The organism is Algoriphagus faecimaris (assembly GCF_900101705.1).
GTDB classification, from domain to species: Bacteria; Bacteroidota; Bacteroidia; order Cytophagales; family Cyclobacteriaceae; genus Algoriphagus; species Algoriphagus faecimaris.
The window spans coordinates 64,110-76,799 of the sequence record NZ_FNAC01000011.1; the positions used below are offsets into that span (position 1 = coordinate 64,110).

Annotated in this window: 13 protein-coding genes; 4 read left to right on the forward strand and 9 right to left on the reverse strand. The window is 41.1% G+C overall.

Translation table 11 applies throughout. The features are described 5' to 3' along the window. Positions 1-85 precede the first annotated feature (85 nt). From BLQ57_RS07710 to trxA, 3 genes are all read left to right on the forward strand, one after another. Positions 86-616 (forward strand): OmpH/Skp family outer membrane protein, encoded by a 531-nt coding sequence (locus BLQ57_RS07710; RefSeq protein WP_087938759.1) that lies wholly within the window; start codon positions 86-88, stop codon positions 614-616. Positions 617-724: 108 nt separating this feature from the next. Continuing rightward, positions 725-1,270: an OmpH/Skp family outer membrane protein gene (locus tag BLQ57_RS07715; protein WP_087938758.1), complete on the forward strand. Its 546-nt coding sequence runs from the start codon at positions 725-727 to the stop codon at positions 1,268-1,270. Between the two features lie 61 nt (positions 1,271-1,331). Beyond that, positions 1,332-1,637, forward strand: coding sequence for a thioredoxin (gene trxA / locus BLQ57_RS07720; protein WP_087938757.1), 306 nt, complete (start codon positions 1,332-1,334; stop codon positions 1,635-1,637). A gap of 465 nt (positions 1,638-2,102) precedes the next feature. On the opposite strand, the gene BLQ57_RS07730 is transcribed toward trxA, so the two are convergent. From BLQ57_RS07730 to accD, 7 genes are all read right to left on the reverse strand, one after another. After that, positions 2,103-3,338 carry a pseudouridine synthase gene (locus tag BLQ57_RS07730; protein WP_087938755.1) on the reverse strand — a complete coding sequence of 412 codons (1,236 nt, stop codon included), beginning with the start codon at positions 3,336-3,338 and terminating at the stop codon, positions 2,103-2,105. A gap of 118 nt (positions 3,339-3,456) precedes the next feature. Further along, positions 3,457-4,266, reverse strand: coding sequence for an N-acetylmuramic acid 6-phosphate etherase (gene murQ, locus BLQ57_RS07735; RefSeq protein ID WP_087938754.1), 810 nt, complete (start codon positions 4,264-4,266; stop codon positions 3,457-3,459). Next, positions 4,263-5,105 (reverse strand): N-acetylglucosamine kinase, encoded by an 843-nt coding sequence (locus tag BLQ57_RS07740; protein ID WP_087938753.1) that lies wholly within the window; start codon positions 5,103-5,105, stop codon positions 4,263-4,265. The genes murQ and BLQ57_RS07740 overlap by 4 nt, the downstream gene beginning before the upstream one ends. Next, entirely contained in the window at positions 5,102-5,335 is a 234-nt protein-coding gene (locus BLQ57_RS07745; RefSeq protein WP_087938752.1) for a cytochrome b5 domain-containing protein, read from the reverse strand. Before BLQ57_RS07745 ends, BLQ57_RS07740 begins: the two co-directional genes overlap by 4 nt. Beyond that, positions 5,335-6,486 (reverse strand): formimidoylglutamase, encoded by a 1,152-nt coding sequence (locus BLQ57_RS07750; protein WP_087938751.1) that lies wholly within the window; start codon positions 6,484-6,486, stop codon positions 5,335-5,337. The genes BLQ57_RS07745 and BLQ57_RS07750 overlap by 1 nt, the downstream gene beginning before the upstream one ends. Positions 6,487-6,571: 85 nt before the next feature. Further along, positions 6,572-7,876, reverse strand: coding sequence for an NADH:ubiquinone reductase (Na(+)-transporting) subunit F (gene nqrF / locus BLQ57_RS07755; RefSeq protein ID WP_087938750.1), 1,305 nt, complete (start codon positions 7,874-7,876; stop codon positions 6,572-6,574). Between the two features lie 137 nt (positions 7,877-8,013). Continuing rightward, positions 8,014-8,856, reverse strand: coding sequence for an acetyl-CoA carboxylase, carboxyltransferase subunit beta (gene accD, locus BLQ57_RS07760; protein ID WP_087938749.1), 843 nt, complete (start codon positions 8,854-8,856; stop codon positions 8,014-8,016). A 224-nt stretch (positions 8,857-9,080) separates the two neighbouring features. Between accD and BLQ57_RS07765 the strand changes: the two genes are divergently transcribed. Continuing rightward, complete coding sequence (locus BLQ57_RS07765) at positions 9,081-10,715, forward strand: carbon starvation CstA family protein (RefSeq protein ID WP_087938748.1); 1,635 nt, start codon at positions 9,081-9,083, stop codon at positions 10,713-10,715. Positions 10,716-10,726: 11 nt separating this feature from the next. Here BLQ57_RS07765 and BLQ57_RS07770 read toward each other — a convergent pair whose 3' ends face one another. Together BLQ57_RS07770 and BLQ57_RS07775 are read right to left on the reverse strand one after the other, a co-directional pair. Then, positions 10,727-11,836 (reverse strand): transporter, encoded by a 1,110-nt coding sequence (locus BLQ57_RS07770; protein ID WP_087938747.1) that lies wholly within the window; start codon positions 11,834-11,836, stop codon positions 10,727-10,729. 263 nt (positions 11,837-12,099) lie between these two features. After that, positions 12,100-12,645 (reverse strand): hypothetical protein, encoded by a 546-nt coding sequence (locus BLQ57_RS07775; RefSeq protein ID WP_169712725.1) that lies wholly within the window; start codon positions 12,643-12,645, stop codon positions 12,100-12,102. Between the last annotated feature and the right edge of the window lie 45 nt (positions 12,646-12,690).

Below are 12,690 nucleotides of genomic sequence, written 5' to 3' on the forward strand. Positions count from 1 at the left end.
AAAGCGAAAGGATTTGGTTAATTTATGTCAAAATTTTCTACGATTTGAATCGTTTTACAGAATCAAATCTTAATAAGACAAGCACATGAATAAATCGCCAAAAATTGTACTTTTGTTGCTCTTTATGCTGATTTCAGGTACGCTGACAGCACAAAAGTTCGGATACATAGATTCGGAGTTTATATTAAACAAGCATCCCGACTACAAAGTAGTGCAGCAGGAGCTTCAAAATCTGAGCGACGCTTGGACGAAAGAGGCACAAAGTTTGGATAAAGAAATCAAGGAGATGTATGTACAGCTCAAGGCAGAAGAAGTATTACTGACCGAAGAAATGTATCAAACCCGTCTTCGAGAAATCAAAGAAAAAGAGAAAGCCTCTCAAGTGTTTAATAGTCGGATATTCGGTATAGATGGACAATATTTTCAAAAACAGGCAGAGCTACTTCAGCCCTTACAGTCGAAAATATACGATGCTATAGAAAGAGTATCCCGCAAAAATAATTTGGCTCTTCTGTTTGATAAAGCCTCAGTACCCTCTGGGATTATCTATACAGACCCCCGGCACGATTATTCAGAGTTTGTGCTGGATGAATTAGGAATCGAAGACAGTAATTAAGAAACAACTAAAGAAGAATGAAATTGAGCATAAGGCTGAAAAATTCAAATTGATGTTCAGTAGCTTTGCGAGATTACAAATAGCTATTAAAATTTAAATTAAATTCATATGAAAGCAAAAGTTATCCTTTCCGCAATCGCAATGCTTTGCGTAGGATTTGTCGCCCAAGCGCAAGAAGTAAAAATTGGCTATACCAATGTAGAGTTTATCATGGATCTTATGCCAGAAATGGAGCAGATTGGTGCTGATCTTCAGGACTATCAGGCCCAACTTCAGGCCAGTATACAAACCAAAGCCGGTGACTTCGAAAGACAGGTACAATCTTATCAGCAAGCAGCTGCTTCGATGACTGAAGAAGCTAGAGCTGCCAAAGAGCAAGAATTAACCAAATTACAGCAAGATCTACAGAAGTATGATCAAGATGCTTCTACCAGCTATCAGAGAAAACTGCAAGAGCTACTTGAGCCAGTTCAGACTAAGGTGATCAATGCAATCAATGCAGTAGCCGCAGAAAACAATTACACTCACGTATTTGCTGAAACTGCAGGTCAGGCGCCTATCCTTCTATACACCAAGGAAGAAGATAAATTTACTGAATTGGTCTTGGCGAAACTTGGCGTACAAATGCCAACTCCTCCTGCTGGAAGCAATTAATTAAACTATCAAAATCATATTAAAAAACCGGTTATTTAGCCGGTTTTTTTTATTTTAAAGTATGGCTAAAAAGAACTTCAAAGAGCTACTCAGCAAAAGTCAGGAGCTCTTGTTTGTAGACTTCTATGCAGACTGGTGTGGACCCTGTCAAACCATGAATCCGGTGGTCGAGGAGGTGATTGATTCCTATGAAGGCAAGATCAAACTCCTCAAAATCGATGTGGAAAAGCACCCACAGCTTGCCCAGCAATTTGCAGTAAGGTCTATTCCCCATTATGCGCTGTTCAAAAGAGGAAAAATCCTCTGGCGCAAAGGAGGAATTATGACAAAAAAAGATCTCGCTCAGTATTTAAAAGGTTTTGTGTGATCAAATTGACAAGGGAGTAGAGGGTGAGAGATCGGAGAATAGAAGAAAGACAGAAGACCGGAGGCGGATGGAAAATGAAAATATTTTGCCACTGCTTCCTCAGCAGGTCATTTATGATTAGGTGGCATTTTTTTTTGGGACTACAGGTATAGGATACTTCTCCGTGGCCCATGTCTCACAGACCACTAGACTACCCATCTGAATTTTCTTGTTCGTGAAGACACGAACAGGGGCGAGTAAATAATTTTTTTCGCCAGGAATTCACAAATTACAATTTTTGATTAGGAATGGTGCTTTGGACCATTCCAATAAGCAATTCCGAGATGGATGGAAGCTTTAGCTTAAACATTTTTCTATTAAATAATTTCAGGTTTGAGGACACAAATCTAGGCAGACAAAAACAAGAAAAAATTCGTGTATTAGTAGCTCGCATAAAAAAAGCCCCATTAAGGAGCTTTTTGATTATTAGATAAAGAACTTCAGTTTGATCACTTCCTTCTCCGATAAAAACCGATAATGTCCCCTTTTCAAATCCTTCTTATCTAGTCCAGCAAACATCACACGGTCAAGTGCAGTCACATCATAGCCCAAGTGAGCAAAAATCCGACGGACGATGCGGTTTCTACCGATATGAATTTCCAAACCAAGAATGGTCCTATCCTTAGACAAAACCTGCATATCATCCACATTTGCGGGACCATCCTCCAGCGTCAATCCTTCCAAAATCGCCTCTTCGTCTTTTTTGGTTAGCGGCTTATCCAGTGTGACTTGATAAATCTTTTTAATCTCATTGGATGGGTGAGAAAGTTTTGCAGCCAATTCCCCATCGTTAGTAAATAGTAGAAGACCTGTGGTATTTCGATCTAATCGACCCACTGGAAAAATCCGCTCCTCGCAGGCATTCCCAACAAGATTCATCACCGTCTTTCTATCCATAGGATCATCTGTGGTGGTAATAAAATCCTTAGGCTTATTCAAAAGCAGATAAACAGGCTTTTCAGGATTGATTCGCTTACCATTGTAAACTACACGATCTGATTTTTTTACTTTATAACCCAGTTCGGTAATCACCTCATTATTTACACTTACCAAACCTTTACTGATCAATTCATCTGCCTCTCTTCTGCTACAGATTCCAGAATTGGCAATGTATTTATTCAGTCGAATTTCTTCATTCGCCTCAGCCTTAGACTTTTTAGAAGGTAAAGCGTCAAAGTTATAATCAGGCCTATCGCTGTCCATAATAGGAGCCTTTGGCCTATTCTTACCAAAGCCTTTTTTGGCAGGGGCACTCGATTTATGAGCTTGCTCCTTTTCGCCAAAAATTGGTTTTTGATCCTTTCCTCTTCCTAAATAGGTGCGCTTTTGAGGTTCTCTTTCATCCCTTCGCTCAGCTTTGTCAAACTTCTTTTCGAACTTTTTGGGCTTTTCGTCTTTAGCAAAATCCGGTCTAGGCTTAAGAGTCCTCTTTGGAAATTTACTTTCTTCATCCTTTTGGAATCTACCTTTTCTATCTCGGTTTTCATCCTGCTTCCAGTTACGGGGACCAGAAGATCTTTTGCCATCATTCTTTGGATCAAATTTTTTGGGTGAACGTCTTTGATCGTCTTTACTGGATGGGTTGGATTTAGAATAGCCCTTTGATTCTTCTGAATCAGTTTTTGAGCTAAAAAATGGTCTTTTTGAATTGTCTTTTTTCATAGAGTATGCAACATCACTGCTGTATTAAGATTTGTAAAATAAGAACTTGTATCTCAAGTCCTTAATTGGGCTGCAAAGGTACAACCAATTATTGGAATTTGCTCATCAATCCAAAAAATCACTTATGCTTATAAAAATACTCTGTAGCCTTCCTGACTGAGCCTTCTGAAAGAAGCAAAGCTCTAGCTTCTCGCTCATTGAGGCCGGTGGCCTCCATGATCATTTTTGTTCCTCTATTGATTAATTTGGCGTTGGAAAGCTGCATATCCACCATTTTATTTCCTTTGACTCGGCCAAGCTTAATCATGACTGCAGTAGAAATCATGTTCAGCACCAACTTCTGAGCTGTGCCAGCTTTCATCCGGGTACTTCCCGTCACAAACTCAGGACCTACCACTACCTCTATCGGATAGGCTACTTCTTTACCCAGCGGTGAATTGGGATTGCATGTGATGCAGGCAGTTAATAGTCCTTTATCCTTTGCATCTTTTACCCCTCCGATGACATAAGGAGTGGTCCCGGAAGCCGCAATACCTATTACCGTATCTTTTTCATTGAAACCATATTCCGAAATATCTTTCCAGGCTTGATTCTCATCATCTTCGGCATTTTCCACTGCTTTACGAATAGCTTCATCTCCTCCTGCAATCAAGCCGATCACCCAATCATGCGGTACACCATAGGTGGGTGGGCACTCAGAGGCATCGAGAATGCCTAGTCTTCCGGAGGTCCCTGCTCCAATATAAAACAATCGGCCCCCCTCATGCATTCGAGGAACAATTTCCTTAACCAAGGAACTGATAACAGGAATTAGCTCCTTTACAGCTTCAGGTACACGATGATCTTCTAGGTTGATGTTTTGCAAAAGCTCCTGCACGGACATGAGCTCAAGGTTATCGTAGTGGGAGGTGCTTTCTGTTATTTTCATAATTTTTCCTGATGATAAAGGGTCAATCCTGCAATAGGGCTTTCGATGACTAATTGGACATGTAAGCCTCTGTCGGTAGCCGCTTTCCGTAGAATAGTTGAATTGTAATGAGCTATGGAGCCTACAAAATTCACGGGTTTCTTTTCAAAATCTTGATACTTACATACGTGCTTGGAGAAAAACTCCTGAAACGAGTCATAGAAAAGTTTATAACAATAGGGATTTGAACTATGCTCGGTAATAAAACGGCAAAAACTTGCCATATAACGATTGGGAAAGGGTTGACGATAGACATGGTCCTGAATAACCTCCCGAGTCAAATGGAAACGCTCTAGAACTTCAGATCTAATTTCTTTTGGCATTTCATCATTGATGAAATCTCTTAGAAATTTTCTCCCTACATATCCTCCTCCTCCTTCATCTCCTAAAATATATCCGGGTGCCGGCCTAGAATCAATGATTTTTTCACCGTCGTAATCGCAACTATTTGATCCTGTTCCTAAAATACAAGCGATGCCAGCCTCATGACCACAAGTAGCATGAGCAGCGGCAGAGAGATCGTGATCTATTTCTATACTCGCTTTTGAAAAAATAGTCCCTAGCGCCTGAGACACTTCGGCCTTTCGCTCAGGTGCTGAACAGCCTGCGCCGTAATAAAAGATTTGTTCGATCTCATTTTCCAATTGGAGTAAAAAGTCATCTCGCATCTGAAGAGCCATTTCTTCTGACGTTTGATAGTAGGGATTAAAGCCTACTCCCCTATGTTGAGAGATTGTTCCATCGCGGTGAATTACTCGCCAGTCAGTTTTACTCGAACCACTATCTGCTATCAATATCATAAATTCTCTAATTTTCCTACGGCATTCAACCGCTCAAACACCTTGCTGCTGTGAGGAGCATCCTCAAGTTCTTCGGTAAGATCTTGCCCAGCCCAGTGCTCATAATGCTTTCCATTGCGCCACAATTTGGAATGGCTGACATCGTAAATTATGCCCTCAAAGGCAATCCAGATCTCGGGACGATCCTGCCCATTGCGAAGAGCAAGCTGCTGCTTGGAATAAGTTTTCATCAAAGCAACTTTATTTGAGCGTTGATCCAACGCTCAGGAATCTCACCTTTTTGGGCTGTTTGATAATCCGAATAGCTACAAGGCACAGTACTGATTCGGTCAAACTTTTCTGTCTCATTATGGGGGATTTCCATCCACCATTTACCGCTTTTTTTACTTTTATAAAATACCAAAGTATTAGGCTTAGTATCCATAGAGACTGTATACTTGATGTAGTCACTGCTTTTAAATGAAAGACTATCCTTTCGGGCATAAAATCCCTCAATAAAATACCAAATCATCACTGCCGCTACCTTTGCAGTTTTATTGTGGCTATCATCAAAATAGGGCTCATAACCATATAATCCTAAGGAGCTCAATTTTTCGTTCATCCCGGCAAACCAACAAATCTGACAAGCTTCCTGCGCGGTCAACCCAAAAGGCTGAGCATCCACAACTCCCGGAGCATCTGCGGACTGAATAGCACAAAGATCAAAACTCAACAAATCCGCATTTCGGATCATGGGTTCTATCTCTTTAAATTCCTTGCGAACAATCCCTAGACGCATGTGATCAAAGTATAACTTCTCCATCACATTAACTAGAGAGGGATCTACTAGAAAACTTTGGTAGGCAATATGTGTGTATGAAAAAAGAAAATTCGGCTGATGAAGAATGATTTCCTGGGTATGTTGATCAGCAGCTTCTCCAGATTCCTCCATATCCACTTTGGCATCTACGGTCAACAAACTGACCAATTTTTTCATCTTTTGATAGGAAAGGTATTGGCCGTAGTCCAAATCGTGCGTTCCACCAAAGTAGATGGGAAGGATTTGATTTTTCATCAGGTATTCCCCTACTTTCTGGATTCGCTCATACGTTTCTTGAAGTGTATCTCCGGGAATCAAATCTCCCAAATCAGCAATGCGATAAGAGCCTATTCCTTTTTTTAAATCATAAAGCTTCTCTCTAATTTCAGATGCGGAACGGACGATACTCTCTCCTTTTTTTATTCCTCTATCCTCTTTTAGGCCCACTAGGGCAATTTGGATACCTTTCAGGTCAGGAAACTCCTCCCCATACCAATGAATCTGCTTGAAGAAGGAGTTGTCAGGAAATTTTTTCTGCCAAAGAAAATCTGCTACGGGCTCAAAAAAGGTAGATATACTCATATGCGGGTGTGGATATGAGGTAAAAATAATCAAAAACCGACCAAGAAATAAAAAAATCCCGCCGAAGCGGGATTTTTAGTGGAGATTAACCTCCAAAATCATCGAATCTAATGTTCTCTTGTGGAATTCCTAGATCATCCAACATTTTGAGAACTGCAGCATTCATCAAAGGAGGACCGCAAAGGTAATATTCCACCTCGTCTGGCTCCGGATGATCCTTAAGATAATTGTCATATAATACTTGGTGAATGAAACCTACATATCCATCACCTTCTTTATCATCCAAAGACTTTTTGATTTTCCAATTGTCTTCAGGAAGTGGTTCTGAAAGCCCGATATTAAATTGGAAATTAGGAAAATCCTTCTCGATATCTCTGAAGTGAGGAGTATAGAAGAGTTCCTTTTTGGATCGTCCTCCGTACCAATAAGACACTTTTCTGCCAGTCTTTTCTGTATGGAATAAATGGAAAATATGAGATCTCAATGGAGCCATTCCTGCACCCCCACCGATATAAATCATTTCTCTTTCTGTCGGGTTGATATGGAATTCTCCATAAGGTCCGGAAATGGTCACTTTATCTCCAGGTTTTCTTGAGAAGACATAGGACGAACAAACTCCTGGATTGACATCCATCCATTTGTTATTAGCTCTGTCCCATGGTGGAGTAGCGATACGGATGGTGAGCATTACAATATTACCTTCGGCAGGATGATTAGCCATAGAATACGCTCGGAAAAGTTCCTCATCGTTTTTCATGACAAGATCCCAAAGACCAAATTTATCCCAATCGCTTTGATACACGTCGGCAGGGTGTCCCAGCTCAGGATGTGGAGTAATATCCATATCCTTGAAGTTAACTGTTATGACAGGTACGTCAATCTGAATATATCCACCGGATTCAAAGTCGAGAGTTTCCCCTTCAGGAAGTTTTACTTTAAATTCCTTGATAAAAGTCGATACGTTATAGTTTGAGATGACTTCACAATCCCACTTTTTGATACCAAAGATCTCATCTGGTACCCGGATTTTCATGTCTTGCTTTACCTTAACCTGGCAAGCCAATCGTACATTTCCTTGCTGCTCGGCTCTACTGAGGTGACCAACTTCTGTAGGCAGCACTTCTCCGCCACCTTCTTCGACCACACACTTACACATGGCGCAAGTTCCTCCACCGCCACAAGCCGAAGGAAGGAAAATCTTCTGATTACCCAAGGTAGAAAGAAGTGTAGTACCTGCAGCTGTAACAAGTGGGCTACTCTCGTCACCATTGATAATGATTTTCACATCTCCAGAATTAACCAATTTAGATTGGGCAAAAAGGAGAATAAATACGAGTAGCAAGATAATTACGGTAAATGCTACTATGGATGTAATAATTACAGAACCCATGAAATTTTAGTTTTTACTTTTCGTAAGGATTAAATCCCTTCATTGGGAGCACAAATATATTTATTAATCAGTAAAAGAGACCAAAATAAGGATCAAATTTGACCTGATTGGCATCTAGATTTTTATAGAATAACTGATTAATTGTTCAAGAGGTTTAACAAAGTGCTCAACCTGTTTTTCAACTGCCGTCTATCGATGATGAAATCCAAGAATCCGTGTTCCAATACAAATTCTGAACTCTGAAAACCTTTAGGCAAATCTTTGCCAATAGTCTCACGAATCACTCGAGGTCCAGCAAACCCGATCAATGCTCCTGGCTCAGCGATATTAAAATCGCCCAACATAGCATAGGAAGCAGTCACCCCTCCTGTGGTAGGATCGGTAAGTAAAGAGATGTAGGGTATAGCCGCTTGATCTAAAAGCGCCAGCTTAGCGGAGGTTTTTGCCATTTGCATCAGCGAAAAACCTGCCTCCATCATACGGGCACCCCCTGATTTCGAAATCATCAAGAAGGGCACTTTATGCTTTAAAGAATAGTCTATTGCTCTAGCGATTTTCTCCCCGACGACGGAACCCATAGAACCACCGATGAAATTGAAATCCATACAAGCAACCACAATTTCTAAACCGTTCATTTTACCGTGGGCAGTCCTTACTGCGTCGTTCAAATCGGTCTTTTCGATGGTAGCTGTGATCCTCGAAGTGTAGGGTTTGGTATCGGAAAACTTGAGTGGGTCACCGGACTTCATATCCTTATCCAGTTCCGTGAATTTATTGTTGTCAAAAAGAATTTCAAAATACTCTTTGGAGCCTATCTTAACGTGAAAGTCATCATCAGGACATACAAACGCGTTGTTTTTAAGCTCTCGAGTATGAATGATATTGCCGTTGGGAGTCTTATACCACAGTCCATCCGGCGCATCTTTCTTCTCTGCTGTTGAGGTTTTAATCCCTTTATCAGTTCTTTTAAACCAAGCCATATTGAGTTTTTTTTGATTTTTTTTGACGAGTCAAAGAGTACAAATTTAGACCATAATTCCATTAAATAAAATGGATTCGACTTTATGAAGGCTACTGAATATGAAAAGACCTCATACTTTCTCTAAATAGATAGAGAGATTTTACTACGTTGAGAATTATTCTAATTTTGGAGGAAGCGATTGAATTTCATTTTGTAGACCTCTAAAATTCCAAACCCAAACAGATGAACCTGCCCATTCTCTTACTGAGCTCAGCCGTGATTTTATATTTAGCTTATAGAATATATGGCTCGTTTGTCTATCGGAAATTTGGACTTTCTGATAAAAACCCCGCTCCCTCCCATGCGCTCAGAGATGGTGTCGATTACGAACCGAGCAAGCCTATTGTGGTTTTGGGTCATCATTTTGCCTCTATCGCAGGTGCAGGACCGATCGTCGGGCCCATTATCGCTGTGACTTTTGGCTGGATTCCTGCGGTAATTTGGATTTTGGTAGGGGGAATATTTTTTGGTGCTGTACATGATTTGGGGAGTATGGCCGCATCGCTGAAAACAGAAGGAAAGTCTATCGGAGTAATTATCCGAAATCAGATCGGACTGAGGGGAAAGCAATTATTTGTCATCTTCAGTTTCTCTACTTTGATTTTAGTCATTGGAGTGTTTGCAGATATTATTGCTAAGACTTTTGTCAGCAATCCGGGGGTAGCCTCGGCCTCCATACTTTTTATTGCTTTAGCGGTGGTATTTGGGATTGTCAACCGTGTATTCGGAAATAAAAAACTAGCATTTATTGTCATTACTGTAGTAGGGGTTCTTCTGATGTACTATTTTGTCTACTTGGGGATGCAAATGCCCTTTGTATTAGACTACAAGGTTTGGATTCTTTTGCTCTTAGCTTATGCATTTATTGCTTCCGTGACGCCGGTAAGTTTACTCCTTCAGCCTCGAGACTATTTAAATAGCTTCTTGCTTTATGGGATGATGATCGCGGCGATAGTGGGAGTATTCATTGCTAATCCTGAAATCAAAATGGGAAATGAAATCACCTTTTCCTCAGAAAATCTGGGCTATATTTTTCCTGTTCTTTTTGTAACCATCGCCTGTGGAGCGATCAGCGGCTTTCATTCACTGGTGGCATCTGGAACCACCTCCAAGCAGTTGGATAAAGAATCTGACGCTAAAGTGGTGGGTTTTGGGGGCATGCTGATCGAATCCTTTTTGGCCATCATCTCCGTAGGAGCTGTAGTTGTTTTGACTAAAAGTGAGTACCTGGATAGACTGGGAGTAGAAGGGCCCGTTGCACTTTTTTCTACGGGACTAGGAGGTATGATTGCCACCCTGGGTATCTCCGAACAATTTGCCGTGGGATTTGTCGCCTTGACTGTTTCTGCTTTTGCCTTGACTACCCTAGATACTTGCACCCGGTTGGCGAGATTTACGGTGCAGGAGTATTTTGAGGATGTTTCACAACCTTCGGCAAAATTAATTTCCAATAATCGGTTTATTTCCACTGGGCTTGTCATGGTTTTTTCCGTGCTGCTGCTCGCCTCGGGAGAATTCACTACCCTTTGGCCGATTTTTGGTTCTGCCAATCAGCTTTTGGCAGCTTTAGCTTTGCTGACCATTGCCGTTTGGATGATACGAAAAAAAGAAAATGCACTCTTCGTGACCATTCCTATGTTTTTCATGTTTACCGTTACCTTGGTTTCGTTAGGACTTTTTGCTTGGAAAAATTTCCAGGAACAAGTTTATGTGCTTTCAGTAATCGCTGCTTTGCTTTTTGTATTGGCGATTTCTCTCTTGATTCTAGCAACAAAAAGTATAAAAAGTGAAGTCAAAGAACCCGCAAAGGCCCTTTGACTTCACCTTGGCTACAACGAATTAAACACCAGTGGAACCTTCTTAGGAATCCTCCAAGCCAATGAAAAATTGATCAAGTAATCTGCAAAGGCAGCATCACCATGGCGGAAATTGTCAGGCGTGGATTCAATGATGTCGGTCAGACTTCTCGTTCGATTTCTAACCAAAGCGACGGGCACATTCAAAGTGGCCGTGACATTGCCAAGCATATAGCTGAGCCCAGGTTCTACCGAAATCACATAGCCTGGTCTTCGAAAACCGTCACTTTCTCCCACCACATCACGGATGGGAACCCCCTCCAACCTTCCTCCAAGAGAAAAACCCAATCCATGGATGCTTTTGATCCCATAAAAGAGGCCGGCGCGAAGCGCATATTGATCGGGTACACTCATAATTGCCTCACTCTGACGGGAACGATTGGTCAAAGTGCCATTGGTGTTTCTTGGATTGAGAAGGTAAAAAGCATTGTAATAGCCAAACAAAGAAGGTTTAAACTCTTTTAATCCCTGAGACTCTAGTGTAATCCCAAAACCTCCGTCTCCCAATTGGATACTTTGATCGACCGGGCGGATTTCAGAGCTACCATTGGGTCCTACATTATAAAATGTACTCTCAGCATTGTAGTCTCCTGTAGGTAATTTTACTCCTAGCCCGAGTGCCAAATTACCCTTTGTTGCTTTTTCTCCAGAGAGTAACCAATAGCCCGCGCCAACTCGAACATCAGCTAAGCCTCCAGAATAAGTGGTATGTCTAGACTGTCGACCATGCTCATAGAGCGAGCTACGTTCATTATAGGCAAATGGAATAGAAACCAACCCATAAATCCGGTCGGTAAAGGAATATCCAATATTAAAATCCACCCCATGTGACCAATTGATCACTTCCGTATTGTCTTCGATGCGATTGGGCTCCTCATGAGTACCCCGGAAGTGACGGAAGCTTTTAAAATATCGATAATTAGTGCTTAGGTTCCAGTCTCCCTTAGACTGTACATTGAGCTGGCCTACAGCATTGCCGATTCCAGAAAATTGACGGATAGCCACACAGCCTTGACTGTATGACCTTTTCGGGCTAAAGAAAGCCCCTGCCCCGATTAATATAATTAGTATGATGTTTTTCATTTTTGATTAGCGTAATAGTATTGAGAAAACACACTCTCCACTGTTCATCTGGATATTCTTTTTCGAAATTCCATAGAGTTAAGTAGACTGTTTGAGCTAATAAACAGCGCATACTCCACAGATTTGATCTCAAAGAAAATCGAGATAATCACAGAAAGAAGAGTGAAATGGATTGAGGACAACAGGGATTAAACCTTGTCCTCAGGGTAGGAAAACAGAGCTGGGACAGAAAAATCCTGCCAGCTACATGTTCCAAAAAATGCTTAGCTAATCTGTGGAGGTGGGGACTCTAATTGAAAATAAGGACTCATGTAAGCTGAAAAAGTAAACCCTTGATGCTTTAAATCGGAAGTGATGGTTAAGGTCTGGAAATCGAGAAACTCCAGTTGCAGGTAATCTTTGACAAAGACTTTAAGCTGATTTGAGTTTTGCCCCTCCACGGGAAATTCCTGATCAGTCAGGACTGATATCCACTTCAATACTGTCGATTCCAAGGTCTTTCTGGCAGTATCAGGTACATAAATAACCTGAAGGGTGTCACTTTGATACCGCTGTTTGATAGCCCGATAATATTTCCCCTCCTTTTCAAATCGAGTATTGGTTGCTTGAAAATCCTCCTGATCAGCCATATAGGGAGCACTTAGAGGTATCTCCAGCAAGCGCTCTTCCCATTCATTGGTTTCTACTCCATAAATTTTATCCTGCCAGCTGCTTTCCAATTGGTATTTTTGAGAAAAATAGAAAAGATAGTACCCAAAATGATAGCTCATAAAGCAAAGGAGGAGCACTATGGGTAAAACTTTTTTCAAAATCAATCAGTATTTTGATTCATGTTCAAAATTCAAAATAATATC